The following is a 21,403-nucleotide window of genomic DNA, read 5'->3' as shown; positions in this document are numbered from 1 at the left end:
AAACAGTCGTATGGCGGCCGAAATATTACTCATAGACAAGGACAAAAGCCACGCCGATGCCCTGAGAGTCTATCTCGAAAGACAGCAGCTCGATGTCTATCAAGCCGACAGTACGGATGATGTTTTGATGATGTTCGATCATATGAGCGCCGACATCGTGTTGGCCGATGCGGGTCTTCCGGATATGGATGCGGTCTATCTCCTGAAGCAGATAAAAAAAACCCATCCGCACATTCAACTCATTGTCATGTCTACCGCAGACCGGATCGATCAGATATTGGACCTCTTGAAGCAGGATGTCGTACATTACCTGATGAAGCCTGTGAAAAGCGCTGCCCTGGATCTGGCCGTAAAGCAGGCACTGACCTGGATGGCCATGAATAAAAAGATTGCGCGGTACAAGAAAAGGTTCAAGGAGCTTAGCAATGCTCAGAATTTGTACCAGCAGCTTTTCGACGAGGTGCCCTGTTACATATCCGTTCAGGACAAGGAATTCCGCTTGACGGCAACCAACCGGATGTTCAAAAGAGATTTCGGTGACGAAATCGGATCCCCTTGTTATGAAGTCTACAAGCATCGGGGGACACCCTGCCAGGAGTGTCCGGTTGCAGCGACCTTCAACGATGGTTTGCCCCACCCGACAGAGGAAATCGTCACGTCGAAATCAGGGAAGCAGTACAACGTGCTGACCTGGACTGCACCCATCAGGAATTCTCTGGGGCAGATCACCCAGGTGATGGAGATGTCCACCAATATTACCCGGCTGAGGCAACTTCAGGACCATCTGACATCCCTTGGCCTGATGATCGGTTCCATGTCCCACGGTGTCAAAGGGATGCTGACGGCTCTGGATGGCGGCATTTATCAGCTGGAAACCGGATTGGCCCGCAACGATGACAAGCGCATCGACAAAGCCTTCAACCAGGTCAAACAGATGACGGACAGAATTCGTAAAATGGTCCTGGATATACTGTATTACGCAAAATCCCGGCAACTAACTTACGAATCTATCGATGCCGGTCGTATGGCAGGCAAGGTACTTGGAGATGCAAAGGCCATCGCCAGAAAGAACAACATCGAACTGGAGGCCACTATCGCACCTGACCTGGGCGAAATCGAGGTCGATGCCAACTGGATGCAGGCCGCCCTGGTCAACTTTATGGAAAATGCAGTGGATGCCTGTAGATTCGATCGAAACCAAAAGAATCATGTCGTTAAATTCGACGTGTTCGAATCGGGGAACGGGCATATTTGCTTCATCGTCCAGGACAACGGCATGGGGATGGATCGCGAAACGCGGGAAAAAATGTTTACCCTTTTTTTCACTTCCAAGGGGTCGCAGGGAACCGGCCTGGGGCTTTTTATCGCCAACCGGGTGATCCAACGACACGGCGGCACCATCAAGGTCGAATCCGAGCTGAAGAAGGGTTCGCGGTTTGAAATATGTCTGCCCAGAAAGAGACCCGAGCATCCCCCGTTGCCTGATGACCCCGGGAAATGGGCCGACCGACCGGTGGATGGCATCCACATGGGAAAATCATGAGGCTGACGACCAAAAGCAGATATGGCACACGGTTGATTCTCGATCTGGCGGTTAACGCAAAGAAAGGACCGGTTCCACTCAGAGATGTATCCAGGCGGCAGAATATTTCGCTGAAGTACCTGGAGCAGCTGATCCGGAAACTGAAAGAGGCCGGTTTGATCAAAAGTCAGCGAGGGCCATTCGGCGGACACATGCTGAACAAACCGCCGGACAGTATCACCGTGGGGGACATTGTCAGGACGCTGGAGGAAACCGAGGCGATTACCGACTGTGCCGAAAGGGATGAAAAACTGTGCGGTGTCTGCAACAAGGCAGGCGATTGTCTTTCCCGCTGGGTGTGGATCGCGGCCAGCAACGCCATGTTCGAGTGCCTCGATGACATTACCATCGGCGGCTTGTTGGACGGAACGTGCGGGCACCTTGAGAAGCCAGAAAAGCCGCGTCTAACATAGGGTGTTTACTTCAATGTTGCAACTGTTAGGTTAAACGGACAGCCGCTCCGACTTGAGGGCGTAAGCCAGGGCAATGCCGACGATAAAGGCCACCGCCAGGTTGGTGGCCAGGGTGATGCCCAGCATGACCAGCACGACGAAGAAATCCTTGCGTGACATGAGGTCCATGATGGTCATGCCCAGCTGGCTGCCGGCGTAGAGGAGCAGCACCCCCAGGATGGAAAGGGGGATCAGATAGACAACCGCCAGGATGCCGGTGCCCAGGAAGAGGGCCAGGAACAGGAAGATCGCGCCGATGATCAGGTTGGAGCCGGCCGTGCGGGCACCGAAGCGGTAGTGAGCGGCCAGCCCGCCGGCACCGTGACAGACCGGCATGCCGCCCACGAGAAATGACAGGATGTTGCCGGCCGCCATGCTGAAGCAGACGTTTTTATAGGTCACCTTGTCCGAGGCCTCCTGATAGTATTCTTTGGACAGGTCTGCATAGGCCACGACCGCATTGCCGATGGTCATGGGGGCCTGGGGAAGCACCAGCATCAAGAGTGCCATGGAGAAGTCATCTGCAGATGGCAGGCCGAAGGGCAGCACCGCAGGCAAATGCAATCCGAGCTTGAGGCTGCCCATGCCTTCGCGGGTGCCGGCCAGCAGCCCGACGACCATGCCTCCGGCGACGACGATCAGACCGGCGGGAAAGCGGCGGTTTTCCAGCAGCAGCAGTGTCAGGGCAATGCCGGCTACGCCGAGAAGAATGCCTATGGGCACGGGTCCCAGGCTCTGGATCTTGAGATAGGGTTCGGCTACGGACCGCAGGGCCTGAAACGAAGCGGTTCCCCACATGAGCTTTATGCCCTGGGCCATCAGGAGGCCGCCGGTGGAAAGCTGGACGCCCCGGATGACCGATTTGGGGGTATACCGGCCGATGAGGTCGATCAGGCCTGTAAGGCCGACGATCAGTAAAATCAGGGCCATCCAGGCGCCGGATGCCGATATCTGCTGGGCGGAGAGCCCGGTGGCGACGGCGTAGGCGCCGATGACTTTCATGGGCTGCACCGGGACGGGAATACGGTAGTAAACGCCACCCAGGATATAGAAAAGGCCGGCGGCCAGAAAGAGGCCCTGGGGGTTCAGACCGTTGATCATGATCATCCCGACAGCCAGAGGCAGCAGGGTACCCAGGTCGCCGAGGGACCCGGCGAACTCCATGCGGTCGAATCTGATATGCTCCCGTCGAATCATGGGGGCAGCCTCCGCAGTGAAAGTTATAACCAGGCAGGTTCTTACAACGCTGGGAATAAATCAAAAATTAATGAAAATGTCAACGCGCTACCCGGCGCCATTTTCAGGCAGTTTTACCCCATCGTTGCAACGTTGGGGTTTATTTTCTTGACGTTCCGGCACAGGAAAAAGAAAAGAACGGTCCCCGCAAGGGCCGTGCACGAGCCGAACCAGAAAGCGTCCCGGAGCTGAAAGAGGTCCATCATAAGACCCGCAATGGTCGATCCGGCCAGCATCCCCAGGCTGTGCGCCATGGTCATGAGGCCCATCAGGGAGCCCATGGCATCGCTTTTGCCACCCTTGAATACCGCAATGGCCATATGGGCCGGCATGGAAATGCCTCCACCGAGCCCGAAAAGCACACTGGCACCGATCATGTCATGAATGGTGTCGGCACGGGCGAAGCAGATCATGGCGGCTGCCACCAGCAGGCCGCCAACGATGATCATCATCTTCCGGTTGAAGCGGTCGGCCAGGTAGCCCATGGGCATGTTGATGCTGCCACTGATGAAAACTCCCATCATCACCAACAACCCGATGGTCGTGCTGGACAGACCGAGCTCGATGTCCGCCAGAACCGGTAGAAATCCCCAGATGACGCCGATGCCGGCCGTATAGCTTACCCTGAAGAAAAAAAGCCCCAGCACTTCCCGGTCCCTGAGGATCAGGCGCCACTCCGCGGGGGGGCCATCTCGATGAGATGTCTTCTCCAGATGGACGGGGGGCAATAGGAGGAGGCACAGAAAAAAGCCCACCAGGCTGAAAGCGCCCATGCAGACAAAGGAGGCCTCGAGGCCCAAACTGTCTTTGATGCCTCCCCCGATGAGCGGTCCCAGGCTCAATCCTATAAACAGGGACATGTTGAACGCCCCCATGGTGAATCCTTCCCTGCCTTTGGGGGTGATGTCGCCGACATAGGCCTGGATGACCGGCATCATCATCGAGGAGGCGATTCCCTGGGCGAAGCGGATGGCCACGAGGCTTTCGACGCTGCCCGCAAAGATGAAGGCGATGGAAATGAGCGTGTACCCCGCCATCCCGCCGACAATCAGGTGCTTCCGGCCGCTTTTGTCGGACAAGCGGCCGAAATAGGGCAACAATGCGGTGCGTGACAGGGAAAAAGACCCGAAGATCAGTCCGATGTACAACCCGCTGGCCCCCAGGTCGTGGGCATATACGGGCAATAAGGGAACCACGATGCCCACACCGGTGACCGCTGCAAAGATGGAGAAAAACAGGGTAGCGAATATTTTTTTGTCGAAGCGGTTTGAAACAGCCATAGAATTAACCCCACTCGGGGGTAAAATAATTACCGATGTTGGTGTGTGAGCCTTATTGAGTATCGGACAAACGCCGCAGAACACCTTCCACCAGTTCTTTGATTTCGTCCAGCCGCTCGGCGGACATGGCTTCGAATCGCAGGACCAGGGCCGGTTGTGTATTGGAGGCCCGCACCAATCCCCATCCATCGGGGAAAAGCACCCTCACACCATCGATGTCGATTACATCGTAGCGTTCCCTGAAGTAGGCGGTTACCTTCCTGACCACGTTGAACTTGATGTGGTCCGGGCATTCCACGCGAATTTCCGGTGTCGTATAGGTCTCAGGGACGTCCGCCAGCAGTTCCGACAGTTTCTTGCCGGTGGCGGAAAGAATTTCAAGCAGTCGGCAGGAAGCATAAACCGCATCGTCAAAGCCGAAATAGCGGTCGGCAAAAAAGATGTGGCCGCTCATCTCACCGGCCAGCTCCGCTTTTTCCTCTTTCATCTTCTGCTTGATAAGGGAGTGGCCGGTTTTCCACATGATGGCCCGCCCACCGTGCTTTTCGATGTCGTCGTACATGATTTTGGAGCACTTGACTTCGGATATGAAGGTGGATCCGGGTTTGCGGGACAGGATTTCCCTGGCAAAGATGATCATCAGCTTGTCGCCGAACACCAGGTTCCCCTGCTCGTCCACCACGCCGATCCGATCGCCGTCCCCGTCGTATCCGAAGCCCACGTCCAGGTTTTTCTCTTTTACCAGGGCGACCAGATCGGACATGTTTTTCAGGACCGTGGGATCGGCTTCGTGGTTGGGAAAGGTGCCATCCATGTCGCAGTAAAGATCGAACAGGTTGCACCCGAGATTTTTGATGATGGGCACCGCGGTAATCCCGGCGGTACCGTTGCCGGCATCGATGCCGACGTTCAGGGGCCGGTCTATGGTGATGTTTTCCAGCAAGTGGGCCTTGTAGTCGGGTATCACGTCGATTGCCTCCACGCTGCCCCTGCCGCTTTCGAAATCGTTTTCAGTGATGAATTTGAGAATCTGCTGGATCTGTTCACCGTACACGGAATCGAAACCGCTGCATATCTTGAAGCCGTTGTAGGCGGGGGGGTTGTGGCTGGCTGTCACCATGACGTTGCCCTTTTTTTGGAGTCGGCGAATGGAATAATAAGCCACCGGGGTCGGGCAGATGCCGATATCGACGACATCGCAGCCGGCTTGGGTCAGCCCCTGGATCAATTTCTCCGCATAGAGCGGGGAGGTGGTACGGCAGTCCTGCCCCACGGTGATGCTGTCGTTGCCCTGCCGCAGGAGATAGGTGCCGATGGCCCTGCCGATGACCGCCACGTCGTCGGGGTCCATGTCCTTGCCGGCGATTCCTCTGATATCGTATTCCCTGAACATTTCCGAATTGATCACATGACGCTCCTTTCAAGAGAAACAATCGCTCGCATTGAATGGTGAATACCTCTCAGCGTGGGGTTTCCAACAGCCACGATTAATACAACGAGGCCCGACAAATGTAGCCTCAAGCCTATTCCCTGTCAATTACCAAAGCGTATGCCCAGGGTAAAAGATGCCGACCCCCGGTCGTTTGCTTGACATTGTCCTTGCTTATCAATATTTCTCATGCATCGATATTGACAGACCACCGGCGCTCGATGCGCTCAAATCCTTCAACGGGGTATGAAAATTTATGAAAGCCGATACGATGCATATGACGGGCCATATCCGAAAAATTCTCACCCTGACGCTGCTGACCATACTCGTGTCGGCCGGGCCGGGATGGGCGGCCGGCAACGCCGCCACATCGGGGAACGAACTTTCAATCGGCCGTGCGGTTGTGCTCGGGGTGGTCGAAGGCCTGACCGAATATCTGCCCGTCAGTTCCACCGGGCACCTGCTGGTTGCCAAGGAGATGATGGGGATGGGGGGGGACGGTCAGGTGCAATCAGCCATCAATGCCTACATCGTCGTCATTCAGTTCGGTGCCATCCTGGCCATCCTGGTGATTTGCCTGAAGCGCTTCATGCTGCTGTACCGGGGTATTTTTCAGGGGGATGCCGCCGGCAGGAAGCTCATGGCGAACCTGATTTTGGCCTTTCTGCCGGCCGTGGTCATCGGCCTTGCCCTGGAGGATCAAATTAAAGGCCGTCTGTTCGGCACCTACCCCGTTATCGTCGGCTGGGTGGTCGGCGGAATTGTCATTCTTGTTTTCACGTATATTTTCCGGCAAAGGTCCCGGGACCTGCATCAGGGGAAATCCCTGGAGGAGATCAGCTGGCGCATGGCCCTTTTTATCGGCGTGGCCCAATGTTTTGCCATGTGGCCGGGCGTGAGCCGGAGCCTGGCCACCATCCTGGGGGGGCTTTTCATGGGGCTTTCCATGGCGGGCGCCGTGGAATTCAGCTTTCTGTTAGGGGCCGTGACCCTAAGTGCCGCTTCCTTTTACGATGTGTTGAAACATGGTCCTGAAATGGTACACGTCTTCCATCTTTCATCCATGACGCTGGGTCTCTTGTCTGCCTTTGCATCCGCAGTTCTTTCGGTCAGGTGGATGGTGGGCTACCTCAACCGGTACGGCCTTACGCTGTTCGGCTATTACCGCATCGCCATCGCTATTGTGGCTATGTGGCTACTTGTTTAACGGCAAGAGCGCCAAACCAACCACAAAGGCACAAAGGTCACAAAGAAAACCATCTATTGATGTTCGATCGTCATGGGCGGGTAGTGACAGGAATTTAAAAATTATTCCTGGCTTGCCCACAGGGTGAAATTTGATGATAAAATGGATGATTTTCAAATTCCAGTTTACCAAATTATCATCAAATTTCAGGCAAGTTTTTATCCCTTAATGACGGCGATTGGCCTGATCCGGGCCACCTTGCGGGATATGCCGGCGCCGTGCACCACATTGACCACCTGTGAGATGTCCTTGTAAGCGTCGGGCATCTCTTCGGCCAGAGTGCTTTTACCCGTCCAGCGCACCAGAATTCCGCGGTCTTCCAATTCCCGCTGAATCGATCTGCCGCGGCTCTGTTTTTTGGCTGCCTTGCGGCTGAGCAGCCTTCCGGCGCCGTGGCAGGTGGAGCCGAAGGTTTCCTGCATGGCTTTGGCGGTTCCCGCCAGAACGTAGGAGGCGGTGCCCATGTCTCCGGGTATCAAAATGGGTTGCCCGGTTTGGCGGTAGGGTCCGATCAGGGCTTCGTGGCCGGGCGGAAACGCCCGCGTGGCCCCTTTGCGGTGTACGCAGAGGATCCTCTTTTCTCCTTCGACATCGTGGGGCTCCTTTTTGGCGATGTTGTGGCACACGTCGTAAAGCAGGTGCATCGCAAGGCTCCGCGGGCCGACGCCCATGACCTGCATGAATACGTCGCGGCAGCGCTGGAGCAGAATCTGGCGGTTGGCCCAGGCGTAATTCGCTGCGCAGGACATGGCCCGGTAGTAGCGTCTTCCCGGCGCGGATTCGATCATGGCGCAGGCCAGCTGGCGGTCGGGCAGCTCAAAATCGAGCTTGCCGGCATGTTTCACCATATGGGCGAGGAAATCGTCACACACCTGGTAGCCGAACCCCCTGGAACCGGTATGCAGCATCAGGGTCACCTGGCCGTAGGTCAGGCCGAAAACACCGGCGGTTTCAGGGTCGAATATTTCCTGTACCACACCGACTTCGACGAAGTGGTTTCCGGAGCCCAGGGTTCCCAACTGCTTTTTGCCGCGCTCCAGCGCGCGCTGGCTGACCACGCCGGGGTCGGCTTCGGGCATGCACCCGCGGTCTTCGGTGTGCTCCAGGTCGTCCTCGATGCCGAACCCCTGCCTGACAGCCCAGGCGGCTCCCTCCCTGAGCACCTTTTTTTCTTCGTTGAAGGTCAGATCCACCGATCCGGTGGAACCGACGCCGGAGGGAATATGCCTGTAGAGTGCGTTGACCAGTTCTTCGATCCGCGAACGCACGTCTTCTTCAAAGAGCGCCGTGGTGGCCAGACGCACGCCGCAGTTGATGTCGTATCCCACACCGCCGGGTGAGATGACGCCGCTATGCCAGTCAAAGGCGGCAACACCGCCGATGGGAAAACCATATCCCCAATGCATGTCCGGCATGGCCATGGATGCCCTGACAATACCCGGGAGTCGGGCGACGTTAGCCACCTGTATCAGCGGTTCGTTCCGCCGTTGCCCCCTGACCATGGCCTCGTCGGCGAACACCCTGCCGGGTACCCGCATGCTGCCCGACCGGGGCAGCTCCCACTGGTAGGCGTCTATTCTTTTCAGGTCCATAATAAATTTCATTCCGTGGATTTAATAACAACATACCATTCGACGAACGGTCATTTCCACATATCCCAGTGATCGGGTAAGAAAATGTATTGTTAAAAGTCTAAGGTGCAATGTTTGTCCTTTTCGTTCAGGGGCGACGGTTTAAGATAAAGGTCTATGTTGTACCCCGAAATTTCACGGTCGGCAAGACTGCGGCGAACGGGCTGTTCTATCCGGCGCCCGGCTGAATTTCCAGCAAGGTATAGCACTGCGCGTGGTTCATAATGAAAATTGATGTTACATATGATATGAACAGCGTAGCGCGTGTATGTTATCACGAAATGGCACAAGAATAAAAACAGGAAAGACACGATGGTTTTTGATTCATCCGGTGGGATGATTGTTTGAAGGATTTTGTTAATTTAGAAAGGACTCGAAGTTTCATGACCCCATCCGAGAAAAAACAGATCGGCAGCCTGAACGCAACGCTGGAAAAGGAGATCACCATCCGCCTCGTTGAGAACGGCCATGCAATGGGAAGGGCCATGGCGGCTTTCTGTGATGCGTTGACGTCGTTGGCTCCCAAAATTGGTGTGCGCCGCGAATGGGACGACCAGCGGCCGCTGCCGCTAATCGAACTCACCGACTCGATTGGGTACGGCGGCGTGCCCGAAGGCACCGAATTCAAACCCTTTGTCGAGCTTCTGGCCGCTGTGGGGACGCCGTCGGCAAAGGTCCCCGAGGTTGTCGGGGACCGGCTGGCATCGGTTGCCGCTCCGGCATCCATGACCCTTTATGTATCCTCCATGTGCCCGCACTGCCCTCAGATGTTTCGGCAGATCTATCCGCTCTGCCTGGCGAACGAGCGCCTGAAACTCACCGTCGTCGACGGGCCCGCCTTTCCGGAAACGGCCGGAGCGGACAGGGTCAAGTCTCTGCCGACCCTGATACTGGACGACCGGTTCCGCTGGACGGCGACCGTCGACCTTGCGGAGCTTGTGGAGATCATCGTCGACAGGAATCCTGCCGAACTGGGTGTTGCTTCACTGAAGGGGATGATTCAGGATGGAAACGCCTATGGCCTTTCGGAAATGATGCTGACCGCAAAGACCGTTTTTCCGGCTTTTGTCGATCTTCTCACGCATGCAGAGTTTTCCGTGCGCCTGGGGGCCATGGCGGCGATGGAGGAGGTGGCCGAAAGAAACATGTCCGTGGCCGGACAGGCGGCGGCCCCCCTCGTGGAACGTTTCGAGGAGCTGGACGATCAGGTGAAGGGCGACGCCCTGTATGTCATCGGCCTGTGCGGCAATCAGGAGGCCTCTTCATTCCTGGCATCAGTGGCGCGGGCAACCGAGAACAATGAATTGCGGGAGGCGGCCGAAGACGCGCTTGAGGCCCTGGCGTCACGACGGGTGGAATAAACCCCATAGGTGCAGCGCTGGGTAAATCGGCATCATTTTGCAGGCGTTAAAAGCGCAGGGCCGCCCCGACGGTAAACCGGCTGTCGTCATCGCTGGTGTCGTTGTAATCCTTCCGTGCGTACCCGGTGTAGAGATAGACGTATTTATCCACGTAGATGCCGAGACCCACCAGCCATCCGGTGAGGCCGTCTTCCTGGTTAAGCCCGTTTTTTGAATCCTGCCGTTGTCCGTACTGTGTGATCAGAACAACCTTGTCGTTGGCGTATTTGAGGCCTGCATGCCAGGTGTCCGCGCCGTGGGTGTCATTGTCTTCCGCGGTAATATCCTCTTCGGACGTGTCAAGCGGCGACAGATTGTCCGCCAGGGAAACCAACCCCTCGTCGAATTCATACTGTCCGAAAAGGGAAACGTCCCCTGCCTTGATTTCACCACCGATTTTGTAGGCCTCGTCCTTGCCGGGTTCACCGTTGTCATACCATTGGGCGAACAGGGACAGGTAGCGGGAATTGTAGGACAGTCCGGTGCCGAAACTGTTGTCGTTGTCCGGCGTTTCATCCAGCCCGTAAAAGATCTGGGCCGCTATCCCCCGGGACGAGACGGGAGAGTCGAAGCGGATGGTGTTGGTCGAGCGGCCCCTGCCCTTGCCGGTTTGGCTGTGCAGGCCAGACTGGATTTCCGGGAAAAATCGTGCCGCTAAAGCGTCGCGCTGGAACGGGTCCATCGTGATGCCGGTCTGCATGTAAGGGGTTACAATGGTTCCGGCCCGCAGCGTGCCGAAGCGACTGTCCAGGCCCAGGTACTGCTCCAGGTCCCTGAAGGAGTTTCCGTCACCGGTGTCGGTGGGGTCGAGGCCCCACTCCGTTTTGAAGATCCCCTCGAAACCCATACTGAGCGTCCGCCTGCCGGTCAGCTGAATGTGGGATACGTTGCCGGACAGGTAGTTGTTGGACGTTTTATCGGGTGTCGAGTTGGCCCTTCCTTCCGTGCCGATGTCGTCGCTGTTGTAACTCACCCTGAAAGCGCCGTTCAGATTAACGTTCCAGTCCTGGCCTTTCCATTCGATGCCTGAGGCGCTCAGCGGGTACAGGGACAACATCATAAAAACGGCCAGAAGGTGCCAGGTTATGCGAGGACGTGTCATAGTCGTTCAACTCCGTTCGGGTATTGCCAAGGTGGCCCCGTGCCTTGGCTTTGGGTAGGTGAGGGGCCGTGAAGATGCCAGTATTCATTCTCACCCAGTTGCTGCAAAAATTCAAGTCTCTTGTCGTGAACGGTTGTAAAATTTTTCGAACCTCATTATTATGGAAGCACTTGTGTTCATCGCGCTTAACACCTAAATTTTAGTTCCGGGACGCTCTTAAAAGAAGCGCATCGGATTTCAGGGAAGCTTCGGTCACCGATCATGTTGGATTCTTTCGTAACCATTTTCGTGAAGGCAGGATGCTTACCCGACGATACCCGCGGACAGGTTATTCGCAAAACAGCCATGATGCTGCTGGTATCTCTCTATGCCCTGCTGAGCTTTTTCTGGGGGACGACATATCTATTGCTCGGTTTGAAAACGACCGCGCTCATTCCCTATGCTTACGGCGGCCTCTCCATCCTTACGCTGCTCTTTTTATTCGGTTCGAAGCGTTATGACATTTTCCGTTGCATCCAGCTTGGCCTGATTCTGCTGATTCCCTTTCTGGTCCAGTGGAGTCTGGGCGGCTTCGGCCCATCCGGCGCGGTGATGATCTGGTCGGTACTGGCCCCTATCGGTGCCCTGATGTTTTCAGGCCCCGCTCGGGCGTGGCCGTGGTTTATCGTCTATCTGGCGCTGACCCTGATAGAACTTTTTTTCGACATTTTTTTCCCTTTACCGGAGCAACACATTCCGGAAACGGTTTCGGCGGTCTCTTTTGTGTTCAACATCGGCGGCGTGACCTCCATCACCTTTGTGCTGCTCAGGTATTTTGTCCAGAAGGGGGAGGAAACCATTTCGGACCTCGACGCCAAGCACAGCCAGGTGTCGCGGGAAAAGGAGCGCTTGAACAAAATCAAAAGCGTGATGGCCAACTTCGTGCCGGAAACAGCCAAACGGATGATCGAGGAAAATCCCGAAAAGGAGCTGTTGAATAAATATATCCAGGATGCCTCGGTACTGTTCCTCGATATCGAGGGCTTTGCCGTGTTGACCGAAAAATATCCCTACGAGACCATCAATCGCACCATAGAACACTATTTTTCCATTTTTTTCGACTTGATCAAGAAGCGCGGCGGGGATATCAACGAAACCGCAGGTGATGGTATGATGGTCATCTTTCTGGGTACCGGAACCCGGGACCATGCCGAAAATGCCGTCAGGGCGGCCCTGGATATCCGTAACTGCTGCCCAAGCCACAACGGAGAAAGCAGCAACAAGGGCTTTCTGCCCATAACGGTCAACATCGGCATCAGTTCCGGAGAGGTGTACCTGGGATCGACCAAGTTGAGGGGTGGGGAATGGGATCGCTGGACATTTACCGCTTCGGGGCCGGTGACGGTTCTGGCCGCCAGGCTTTCCAACTATGCCCAGGGGGGGCGCGTGCTGGTCGGCAGGGAGACGGCCCGCAGGGTCGGGGAAACGGTTGCGCTGAAGGAGATCGAGGGGGTGAAGCTGAAAAATATGGGCACGGTCGGCCCGGTGTACGAGGTGGTCTGATCGTGTGCCGGCTGGTTTCTCGATCTCCAGGTTTACCTCAACGCTGCAATGTTGAGGTTGAAAGAGATTTGAACTGAGTGATTCAGGTGAAATGAGACATGTATCGGCTATAGGGTGAGACATAATTTTCGTCAAAAGCGTTGTTCAACCGTTTAGCACGGGGAGCCGCGAGACGAGATTTGGTTGAAATTATTTATATATATTAGTCAGTTATATTAAAGCGCGCGTGTCGGGATCCTTATTGTCAGGCAGAAGCGAATATTGGCATCGTTGTTGCTAACCTCCTCGTAGAGATGATCGGTTCGATTTTCGGCCGTGGAAATGAAAAAAAAGATACCGATATTATAAAGGAGGTCCTTATGAACATAGATCGTGCCATATTTGCTTTCGGTGGCTTCATGGTTCTAGTAAGCCTGCTGCTGTCGCAGGTGCACAGTCCCTACTGGCTTTGGTTCACCGCCTTCGTGGGCGCCAACCTGCTGCAATCGGCGTTTACAGGGTTCTGTCCCGCCGCTAAAGTCGTCAAGCTTTTCGGCATGAAGTCCGGAGAAGCATTTAAATAGAAAAAGGGGTAACCCCACTGGGGCTAAGCCCGGGCTTTAAAGCGGTGGTTGCATCCGTACCAGGAGGTTGCCCGGTCGTTGACAAAAGATGTATTTGTATTAAAATGACCGGGCAATCCTTTTTTTAATTTAACCTAAAATTTGAACGCTCAATTTAGGTTGAACAAATCGATGGGAGAGATGTTATGATACCACGGATGAGGCGTTGGGCTTTCTCTTTTTGGGCGCGGGGGCTGTTGTCGGCTGTTGTGCTGCTTGCCGGCACAATGGAAACGCTGCAGGCCGCCAGTCTGGAGGAATGTGTGACGGCAGCCCTGAAGAACAATCCCGATATTCAGGCCGGAGTGGAAAGAATCAATGCCGCCCGGTTTGCGATCGAACAGGCCAAGTCGGCCTATTACCCGCGGCTCTATCTGGCCGGTTCCTATGCCTATACGGACAACCCCCCCCAGGCGTTCATGATGACCCTAAACCAGCGCGACCTCGACATGATGAGCCCCACCTTCGATCCCAACGAACCGGACCCCACGGACAACATGCGCCTGTCCGTAGGGTTGAAGTATCGGCTCTACAACGGCGGTGTCAACGTCATCGGCATCGAGATGGCCGAGATCGGCAGGGAGGTGCACGAGTTGCAGCTTAGCGCGGTACGCAATGAATTGATTCATCAGGTGACCAAAGGGTACTATGGTGTCCTGCAGGCCCAGGCCTTTGTCAAGGTGCAGGCGGAGTCCGTCGTCAGCCTGGAGGAAAACCTGCGGGTGGCCCGTGAGAGGTTCAAAGCCGGTTCGGCCGTCAAGACCGACGTGCTCAACCTCGAGGTCAAGCTGGCCCAGGCACGGGAAGACCTGATTCGGAGCAACAACGGCGTTCAACTGGCCATCGCTTCCCTGAACACCGCCATCGGCTCCGACATGGTGCCCCCCGAGGGGCTGCCCGCTCTGGCGCATGGGGAGATATCGGAGATGCCCGGCCAGCTGGACTACGAGGACATCATGAATCGACCCGAGCTGTCCGTGGTTCGCAAAATGAGCGTCGTGAAGGAACGGGATTACAAAAAAAGCCGTCATGAGAACTACCCGACCCTGGACGCTTACGGCTCATACGATGTGGACACCGGCGACCTGGATACATTCGAAGGCAGCTATATGCTGGGCCTCATGGCCGAGTGGGAGTTTTTTTCCGGTTTTCAGGGTTCCAACAAGACCGAGTCCACCAAGGCCGAGTGGCAGGCGGCCAAGTACGACGAAAAGAAGGTCTACAACAACCTGCGCCTGGACCTCTACCAGGCGCATCTGAAAGCCAACGAGGCCTGGCAGCGGCTGCAGGTCACCCGGAAAAGCGTCGAAAGTGCCGAAGAGTCCTTCCGCATCACCAGTGAACGATACAAGGGCGGCGTGGCGGACATCACCGTTCTGTTGACGGCCCAGGTGGGGCTCACCACCCAGAAAACCCGTGACGTTGCCGCCTATTACGACTACCTCAGCGCATTGTCCAACCTGGAGCGTGCGCGGGGCAACGCGATTGTGAAATATGCACCCTGACCTTCTGACGCTTTGCCAATGTGTCTTTGGGCAGGGGCGCAATCTGATTAATTATAAATAACCTCATCACGAAAACATGACATATGAAAAACACGAAAGAGATATTGGTTGTTTGCGTGTTTCACTCTTTCGTACTTTCGTGGTGAACAATCTATTTCTGATGGGCCTTTTATCCGACAGTTAGGGGGAACAATGACGGAAAAACAGTCATCCATAGGCGGTGTGATGTTGAAAATCATAAAGTGGGCGGTTGCCGTGGCCGCCCTGGTGTTGATGATCGCATGGACCGGCGGGACTTTTCACACCAAGGTACAGGCCGGCAAGCTGGCCGTGTCTCCCGGCAAGCCACTTCCGGACGGGGCCGAGACGTATACCATCGAGATGAAAAGCGTCGCTCCCAAAATAGATGTCTTCGGCACCGTGACATCCGGGGAGAAGGTGCGGCTGAGTGCCAGAATCAGCGCCTATGTCAACAAGGTAACGGCTTCTTCCGGCACCCGGGTTAAAAAGGGACAAGTCCTGATTGAGCTGGACGACCGGGAAATCAAGGAAAAATTGACTGCGGCCAGGATCAACTTAAAGCAGTCCAAAACCGAATACGAACGCACCCTAAATCTTTATCAGAAAAACGCCGCTACCGAGCAGTCCCTGACCGCCGCCGAGCACCGCTACAATTCCGCCAAATCTCAGGTGGCGGAGATCAAGGTCATGCTGACCTACACCGAAATCAAATCTCCCATCGACGGTGTGGTTACCGAACGCATGATCGAAGCCGGTGATCTGGCCAATCCGGGGCAGGTGCTGACGAGCGTGTATGACGAAGGCAATATGCGTCTGGAGGTTCCCGTCCCCGTCCGCCTGATCGAAAAGCTGTCTCTGAACCAGACCGTGGAGGTCACCCTGGATCGGCCCCGACGTCCCTTTAAGGGCAAGGTCACCGAAATCGTCGGCGAGATCGATCCATCCAGCCGGACGCAGAAGGTTAAGGTTCAGCTTAACAACAAGGAACGCGACATTCTGCCCGGAACCTTCGGCCGGGTGTGGGTGCGCGAAGACCCCCACACGGCCGTCCTGGTTCCGAAAGAGGCCGTCACCATGGTGGGCCAGCTCGAAATGGTCCACGTGGTCCGGAACGATCGTGTCATGCGGCGCATGGTCAAAGCCGGCCGCTCATACGGAAGCAAGGTGGAAATCCTTTCCGGGCTGTCCGCGGGTGAGGTCATTCTGGTTTCGCCGTTGAAAGAGGGTTGATTAATGGAAAACAAGCCTTCATTTTTATCTCGCATCATTGAAGCCTTTCTCAGGGGAAATCTGGCCATCCTGCTGATTATCATCAGCCTGCTGGCCGGTGCTGCAGCCCTTTACCTGACACCCAGGGAAGAGGAGCCCCAGATCGTCGTTCCGTTGGCAGACGTCATGGTAATGTACCCGGGGGGCAGCGCCGAGGAAGTGGAGAAAATGGTTTCCTCCAGACTGGAGCGCCTGCTCTACCAGATCGACGGCGTTGAATATGTATATTCCATATCCCGCCCCGAGATGGCCGTGGTCACCGTCCGCTTCCACGTGGGGCAGGACCGCGAGAACAGCCTGGTGAAGCTTTATAACAAGGTCTACCAGAACCTGGACAAGGTTACGCCGGGGGTGACCGGCTGGATCATCAAACCGGTGGAGATAGACGATGTCCCCATTGTCAATGTGACGCTCTATGGAGAGGGGGTCGACGATCATCAGCTCTACCGTGTGGCCGAGGAGGTGGTGGGCAAACTTCAGCATATCCCCAACAGCGCCAGAATCAGCATTCACGGAGGCAGAAAGCGGGTGGCCTATGTCTACCTGGATCCTGAACGCCTTTCCGCCTACGGCCTGTCCGCCATGGAGGTGGCGGGGGCCATTCAGATTTCCAATGCCCAGATGGGCAGCGGCCAATTCGAACAGGGCAACCATGTCGTCAGGGTCGAGGCCGGCCCCTATATAAAAGACACGACCGAAGTGGAAAACCTCCTGGTGACGCTGTACCAGGGCCGGCCGGTCTATCTGCGGGATGTGGCCAGCGTTCAGGACGGACCCGAAGAGGTCAAGTCCTACAGCCGGCTCGGATTCGGCCCGGCCGGTAAAAAGGAAGGCGCGGCCATTGAGGGCAAGGAGACCTACCCGGCGGTTACCATTGCCGTGGCCAAGAAAAAGGGCAGCAATGCCGTGTGGGTGGCGCAGGAAGTGGAAAAAAGGATGCAGGAACTGGCGGCCTCCACCCTGCCGGACAACGTCAGCTACCGCATCACGCGCAACTACGGTGAAACCGCCAACGACAAGGTCAACGGCCTGGTGAAAAGCCTGGCCGAGGCCATCATCACGGTCATTGCGCTGATCACGTTCTACATGGGGTGGCGTACAGGTACCATCGTGGCCATCGCCGTACCCATCACCTATTCCCTGGTGCTCCTCTGCAACTACCTTTTCGGGTACACCATCAACCGGGTGACGCTGTTTGCCCTGATTCTGGCCCTGGGGCTGGTGGTGGACGATCCCATCGTCAGCGTGGAGAATATCTATCGACATCTCACCATGGGTGGAAAGCGTAAACTGGAAGCCATATCCATTGCCATCAACGAGGTGATGCCTCCGGTCATCCTGGCGACGCTGGCAATTATCGTCTCCTTTCTGCCCATGTTTTTCATCACGGGTATGATGGGGCCGTACATGCGTCCCATGGCGTTGAATGTCCCCCTGGCCATGCTCATGTCCATGGTGGTTTCCTTCGCCATTACCCCCTGGGTTTCCAGCAAGCTGCTCAAGAGTGACACCGGCCATGGCGAGGAACCCTACGACGTCACCCAGACCACCAACTACAAACTGTACCGCCGGGTGATCATGCCTTTCGTCAACTCGCGGCTGAAAAGCGTACTGCTGCTTTTTACCATTGCGGTGATGTTCGTGTTGTCCGTGGGCCTGGCTCTCACCGGCCACGTGCCGCTCAAGATGCTGCCTTTCGACAACAAGAACGAGATTCAGGTGATGATAGACCCGCCCGAAGGCACCACCCTGGAGACTACCGACGCCATCGTGCGCCGGGTGGAAAATATTCTGATCACCATGCCCGAGGTGACGGACTACGTGTCCACCGTGGGCACGGCATCGCCCATGGACTTCAACGGCTTGGTTCGCCACTACTACATGCGCGAGGGGGCGAATGTGGCCGACATCCGGGTCAACCTGCTGCCGCGTGACGACCGGAAGATGTCCAGCCATGCCATTGTGCTGCGCATACGCGACAGCATCGATGCCGTTGCAAGAGAAACCGGGGCCAGCATCAAGCTGGTCGAGGCCCCGCCGGGACCGCCGGTGCTGTCTACCGTAGTGGCCGAGGTGTACGGCACGGCGCGGAACTCCTACGATGACCTTATCCGGGCGGCCGGTGTGGTCAAGAAAGCCATGGCCGGTGTCGAAGGCGTCGTGGACATCGACGACACCGTGGAGGCCGACCAGCGTAAGCTCTTTTTCAGAATCGACCGTGAAAAAGCGGGCCTCAACGGCGTTTCCACGGACGACATCGTCAAGACGTTGCGGATTTCACTGGCCGGCATGCCGGCGGGTGTGATCCATAAGGATACCGAACAGAACGAACTGCCCATCATCCTGAGGCTTCCCAGAAAGTCGCGTTCGGATGTGGGCCTCCTGGAGAACATCGTGGTCAAGGGCCGGACCGGGCACGACGTGCAGCTGGGTGAATTGGGCTCCTTTGAAGAAAATGTCCAGGAAAAAACCATTTATCACAAAAACCAGGAGCGCGTGGTTTATGTAACGTCGGAAATGGCCGGGCGCGGTCCGGCATACGCCGTCCTCGATCTGCAGAAGCACTTCAAGGACAATCAACTCCCCAACGGCGTCCGGATCGACTGGCGCGGGGAGGGGGAGTGGAAGATAACCCTGGACGTGTTCCGGGATCTGGGATTGGCCTTCTCGGCGGCTCTGGTGGGCATCTACGTGCTTTTGGTGTATGAGACCGCATCGTACCTCATACCCATCGTCATCATGCTTTCGATTCCCCTGACCATGATCGGCATCATGCCGGGGTTTGCCCTGTTGAACGTCGTTGTCAACAAACCGGTGGGCGGCTATCCCGATCCGGTGTTTTTCACCGCCACCGCCATGATCGGCATGATCGCCCTTTCCGGCATCGTGGTGCGCAACGCCATCATCCTGATCGACTTTATCCAGACCCAGGTGAAGCGGGGCCAGAACCTGGTCGAGGCCATCGTGGAGTCGGGTGCGGTCCGTTTCAGGCCCATCTTCCTGACGGCCGGAACCACTACCCTGGGGGCATGGCCCATCACCCTGGACCCCATTTTCAGCGGCCTGGCATGGTCCATCATTTTCGGCATGGTCGTGTCCACGGCCTTTACCCTGGTGGTCATACCGACGGTTTACTACCTGCTGTATGGTGGGAAACAATAACAAATAGGAGGGGTACCATGAAAATGGTAATGGTCATATGCCCGGAAAACCGGACGGAAACCATCAGGGAGCTGATTGCCCGGCACGATGTACACGCCTATTCGGAGCTCCACGAAATAATCGGCGCCGGCGAAAAGGGCTTAAAGCTTGGAGACCGGATCTGGCCCGGGAAATCACTCGTCGTTTTCACCGTCGTACCCGAAGGGAAAAAGGCGGAATTGCTTGCGGCTTTGAGAGAGTGCCGGAGTTCTCTCCCCTTCGGGGAGAGTTTGCACGCGTTTGTCGTTCCCGTGGAAGATGCACTGTAACGTAAACACGGGCAGTGTATCTCCGCCGCACAGAATACATATGGATTAAGGGAGTGCGAATTGAGGGATCGCAATTCCTAAATTTGTGGTCATATTTTTTTTCGTGACGAAAGAAAATTCTTCGCGGGAGTTACTTTACCGCCACCACTGTGCATTCCGCATGCAAAATGACATGCTGGGCCGTCGAGCCGAACATCAGCTTTCCAACCTTCGATTTCTTTTTCACGCCGATGATGATCTCGCCAACCCCATTCTCCTTTGAAAAATTGACGATGGACTCACCCGAGTCCAACCCTCTCACCAGCAAATGCGATTCACATGGGATTCCGGCCTCTTTTAAATACGCTCTGGCTTTTTCCAGCCTCTGTTTGGCTTCCCGGTCTTCTTCTACCTTCTCTTTTCCCTTGCCAACGAGAGAGGTTAGAATCAGTACTTCTCCATTGAAGGCCTTGGCGTGTTCAATGGCGGTTTCGAGTGCTTTGGCAGCCTCTTTTGTCTCATCGTAGCAAAGTAGTATTCTCATAAGTCGTTCCCGTGTTCTTTGCCGAGCAGGGTCGGCATCCATGGTTGTCCCCGAGGGCAAGCAGCATGGCGATATCCGGAAATTGTGGTGCTGTTGTGAAATGTGATATTATTACAGGGTATTATCCGATTTCTGCCATGTTGTTATTGCAACCTTTGGGATTGCTGCGCTCCCACAGGATCGGTCATGCCAGCCAGCGCTTGCGGCGTCGATAATGCTTAACGTCCCGGTAGCTTTTCCGTTTGCCCTTGTCACTGAGGCCAAGGTAGAATTCCTTGATGTCCTCGTTTTCTTGGAGCTTCGTGGAGGGGCCGTCCAAAACGATCCGGCCGTTTTCCATCACATAGCCGTAATCGGAAAGCTCCAGGGCGATGCGCGTGTTCTGCTCGACCAGCAGAATGGAAACCCCCTCCTGCCGGTTGATGGTCTTGATCACCTTGAATATTTCCCTTACCATCAGAGGACTCAACCCCATGGAGGGTTCATCCAGGAGCATGATCTTGGGCCGCGCCATCATGGCGCGGCCCAGGACCAGCATTTGGCGTTCACCACCCGAAAGATACCCGCTGACACGGGCGCTCATGTCATGGAGTTTGGGGAAATAGTCGTACACCTTCTGCAAATCACTTTTAACCTCGGAAGCGTCCTTGCGCGAATAGGCTCCCACCATGAGGTTCTCCTCGACGGAAAGGTGCTCGAAGAGCTTGCGTCCCTCCATGACCTGTACGATCCCGTGCCGGACAATCTCTTCCGGATCCAGGCGGTCGATGCGCTCGCCTGCTAACTCGATGGATCCGTCCGTGACCTTGCCCTCCTCGGTCTTCAGAATGCCGGAGATGGCCTTGAGGGTCGTCGTCTTGCCGGCTCCGTTGGCACCCAACAGGGCGGTTATTTTGCCCTCAGGGACCTCTATGGACACGCCTTTAAGAACCAGGATCACATCGCTGTAGATGACTTCGATATTTTTCAGACTAAGCATATATCCCCTCGAGTAAACCACCACCTTGCGAAAGATGTTGGTTTCGGATTCATCAAGGCCGGATGTAAAAAAATCTTAATTTCTAATTCACCAAATTCTAAACAAATACCAAATTCAAATGCTCAAATATTAAA

The 21,403-nt window shown here is 55.8% G+C and carries 17 protein-coding genes; 10 read left to right on the top strand and 7 right to left on the bottom strand.

Annotated elements, in window-relative coordinates; all coding sequences use genetic code 11:
* Positions 1 to 10: 10 nt before the first annotated feature.
* Both LJE94_15945 and LJE94_15940 read left to right on the top strand, forming a co-directional pair.
* Positions 11 to 1,543 carry a response regulator gene (locus LJE94_15945; GenBank protein MCG6911597.1) on the top strand — a complete coding sequence of 511 codons (1,533 nt, stop codon included), beginning with the start codon at positions 11 to 13 and terminating at the stop codon, positions 1,541 to 1,543.
* On the top strand, positions 1,540 to 1,995 hold the full coding sequence (locus LJE94_15940) for an Rrf2 family transcriptional regulator (GenBank protein ID MCG6911596.1): 456 nt from the start codon (positions 1,540 to 1,542) through the stop codon (positions 1,993 to 1,995). The genes LJE94_15945 and LJE94_15940 overlap by 4 nt, the downstream gene beginning before the upstream one ends.
* 30 nt (positions 1,996 to 2,025) lie before the next feature.
* Here LJE94_15940 and LJE94_15935 read toward each other — a convergent pair whose 3' ends face one another.
* The 3 genes from LJE94_15935 to LJE94_15925 form a co-directional block, all read right to left on the bottom strand.
* Positions 2,026 to 3,231 (bottom strand): putative sulfate/molybdate transporter, encoded by a 1,206-nt coding sequence (locus tag LJE94_15935; protein MCG6911595.1) that lies wholly within the window; start codon positions 3,229 to 3,231, stop codon positions 2,026 to 2,028.
* Positions 3,232 to 3,344: 113 nt separating this feature from the next.
* Positions 3,345 to 4,550: an MFS transporter gene (locus LJE94_15930; protein ID MCG6911594.1), complete on the bottom strand. Its 1,206-nt coding sequence runs from the start codon at positions 4,548 to 4,550 to the stop codon at positions 3,345 to 3,347.
* A 52-nt stretch (positions 4,551 to 4,602) separates the two neighbouring features.
* Positions 4,603 to 5,955: a phosphomannomutase/phosphoglucomutase gene (locus tag LJE94_15925; protein MCG6911593.1), complete on the bottom strand. Its 1,353-nt coding sequence runs from the start codon at positions 5,953 to 5,955 to the stop codon at positions 4,603 to 4,605.
* A 280-nt stretch (positions 5,956 to 6,235) separates the two neighbouring features.
* On the opposite strand from LJE94_15925, the gene LJE94_15920 reads away from it, so the two are divergent.
* Entirely contained in the window at positions 6,236 to 7,186 is a 951-nt protein-coding gene (locus LJE94_15920; GenBank protein ID MCG6911592.1) for an undecaprenyl-diphosphate phosphatase, read from the top strand.
* Positions 7,187 to 7,383: 197 nt separating this feature from the next.
* On the opposite strand, the gene LJE94_15915 is transcribed toward LJE94_15920, so the two are convergent.
* Complete coding sequence (locus LJE94_15915; GenBank protein MCG6911591.1) at positions 7,384 to 8,817, bottom strand: RtcB family protein; 1,434 nt, start codon at positions 8,815 to 8,817, stop codon at positions 7,384 to 7,386.
* A 422-nt stretch (positions 8,818 to 9,239) separates the two neighbouring features.
* On the opposite strand from LJE94_15915, the gene LJE94_15910 reads away from it, so the two are divergent.
* Complete coding sequence (locus LJE94_15910) at positions 9,240 to 10,217, top strand: hypothetical protein (protein ID MCG6911590.1); 978 nt, start codon at positions 9,240 to 9,242, stop codon at positions 10,215 to 10,217.
* Between the two features lie 46 nt (positions 10,218 to 10,263).
* On the opposite strand, the gene LJE94_15905 is transcribed toward LJE94_15910, so the two are convergent.
* On the bottom strand, positions 10,264 to 11,358 hold the full coding sequence (locus tag LJE94_15905) for a porin (protein MCG6911589.1): 1,095 nt from the start codon (positions 11,356 to 11,358) through the stop codon (positions 10,264 to 10,266).
* 261 nt (positions 11,359 to 11,619) lie between these two features.
* Here LJE94_15905 and LJE94_15900 point away from each other — a divergent pair, with 261 nt between their 5' ends.
* From LJE94_15900 to LJE94_15875, 6 genes are all read left to right on the top strand, one after another.
* Positions 11,620 to 12,900 carry an adenylate/guanylate cyclase domain-containing protein gene (locus LJE94_15900; protein ID MCG6911588.1) on the top strand — a complete coding sequence of 427 codons (1,281 nt, stop codon included), beginning with the start codon at positions 11,620 to 11,622 and terminating at the stop codon, positions 12,898 to 12,900.
* A 359-nt stretch (positions 12,901 to 13,259) separates the two neighbouring features.
* Positions 13,260 to 13,463, top strand: a complete 204-nt coding sequence (locus tag LJE94_15895) for a DUF2892 domain-containing protein (protein ID MCG6911587.1) — start codon at positions 13,260 to 13,262, stop codon at positions 13,461 to 13,463.
* A 185-nt stretch (positions 13,464 to 13,648) separates the two neighbouring features.
* Complete coding sequence (locus LJE94_15890; protein ID MCG6911586.1) at positions 13,649 to 15,007, top strand: TolC family protein; 1,359 nt, start codon at positions 13,649 to 13,651, stop codon at positions 15,005 to 15,007.
* A 192-nt stretch (positions 15,008 to 15,199) separates the two neighbouring features.
* Complete coding sequence (locus tag LJE94_15885; protein ID MCG6911585.1) at positions 15,200 to 16,258, top strand: efflux RND transporter periplasmic adaptor subunit; 1,059 nt, start codon at positions 15,200 to 15,202, stop codon at positions 16,256 to 16,258.
* Between the two features lie 3 nt (positions 16,259 to 16,261).
* Positions 16,262 to 19,459, top strand: coding sequence for an efflux RND transporter permease subunit (locus tag LJE94_15880; protein ID MCG6911584.1), 3,198 nt, complete (start codon positions 16,262 to 16,264; stop codon positions 19,457 to 19,459).
* Positions 19,460 to 19,476: 17 nt separating this feature from the next.
* The gene (locus LJE94_15875) at positions 19,477 to 19,767 is read left to right on the top strand and encodes a hypothetical protein (protein ID MCG6911583.1); all 291 of its coding nucleotides are present in this window, start codon (positions 19,477 to 19,479) and stop codon (positions 19,765 to 19,767) included.
* Between the two features lie 130 nt (positions 19,768 to 19,897).
* Here the strand turns inward: LJE94_15875 and LJE94_15870 are convergent, their stop codons facing one another.
* Complete coding sequence (locus tag LJE94_15870; protein ID MCG6911582.1) at positions 19,898 to 20,290, bottom strand: universal stress protein; 393 nt, start codon at positions 20,288 to 20,290, stop codon at positions 19,898 to 19,900.
* 184 nt (positions 20,291 to 20,474) lie between these two features.
* Positions 20,475 to 21,269: an ABC transporter ATP-binding protein gene (locus LJE94_15865; protein MCG6911581.1), complete on the bottom strand. Its 795-nt coding sequence runs from the start codon at positions 21,267 to 21,269 to the stop codon at positions 20,475 to 20,477.
* Between the last annotated feature and the right edge of the window lie 134 nt (positions 21,270 to 21,403).

Source organism: Deltaproteobacteria bacterium, assembly GCA_022340465.1.
Classification (GTDB): Bacteria; Desulfobacterota; Desulfobacteria; order Desulfobacterales; family B30-G6; genus JAJDNW01.
Note: the sequence above shows the minus strand (reverse complement) of the source record. Positions and strands in the feature narration are given on the sequence as shown.

Bases quoted from the DNA above. Each gene is read 5' to 3' on its own strand.
- LJE94_15945 (MCG6911597.1), top strand. From the start codon at position 11: ATGGCGGCCGAAATATTACTCATAGACAAGGACAAAAGCCACGCCGAT.
- LJE94_15940 (MCG6911596.1), top strand. From the start codon at position 1,540: ATGAGGCTGACGACCAAAAGCAGATATGGCACACGGTTGATTCTCGAT.
- LJE94_15935 (MCG6911595.1), bottom strand. From the start codon at position 3,231: ATGATTCGACGGGAGCATATCAGATTCGACCGCATGGAGTTCGCCGGG.
- LJE94_15930 (MCG6911594.1), bottom strand. From the start codon at position 4,550: ATGGCTGTTTCAAACCGCTTCGACAAAAAAATATTCGCTACCCTGTTT.
- LJE94_15920 (MCG6911592.1), top strand. From the start codon at position 6,236: ATGAAAGCCGATACGATGCATATGACGGGCCATATCCGAAAAATTCTC.
- LJE94_15915 (MCG6911591.1), bottom strand. From the start codon at position 8,817: ATGGACCTGAAAAGAATAGACGCCTACCAGTGGGAGCTGCCCCGGTCG.
- LJE94_15910 (MCG6911590.1), top strand. From the start codon at position 9,240: ATGACCCCATCCGAGAAAAAACAGATCGGCAGCCTGAACGCAACGCTG.
- LJE94_15905 (MCG6911589.1), bottom strand. From the start codon at position 11,358: ATGACACGTCCTCGCATAACCTGGCACCTTCTGGCCGTTTTTATGATG.
- LJE94_15900 (MCG6911588.1), top strand. From the start codon at position 11,620: ATGTTGGATTCTTTCGTAACCATTTTCGTGAAGGCAGGATGCTTACCC.
- LJE94_15895 (MCG6911587.1), top strand. From the start codon at position 13,260: ATGAACATAGATCGTGCCATATTTGCTTTCGGTGGCTTCATGGTTCTA.
- LJE94_15890 (MCG6911586.1), top strand. From the start codon at position 13,649: ATGATACCACGGATGAGGCGTTGGGCTTTCTCTTTTTGGGCGCGGGGG.
- LJE94_15885 (MCG6911585.1), top strand. From the start codon at position 15,200: ATGACGGAAAAACAGTCATCCATAGGCGGTGTGATGTTGAAAATCATA.
- LJE94_15880 (MCG6911584.1), top strand. From the start codon at position 16,262: ATGGAAAACAAGCCTTCATTTTTATCTCGCATCATTGAAGCCTTTCTC.
- LJE94_15875 (MCG6911583.1), top strand. From the start codon at position 19,477: ATGAAAATGGTAATGGTCATATGCCCGGAAAACCGGACGGAAACCATC.
- LJE94_15870 (MCG6911582.1), bottom strand. From the start codon at position 20,290: ATGAGAATACTACTTTGCTACGATGAGACAAAAGAGGCTGCCAAAGCA.
- LJE94_15865 (MCG6911581.1), bottom strand. From the start codon at position 21,269: ATGCTTAGTCTGAAAAATATCGAAGTCATCTACAGCGATGTGATCCTG.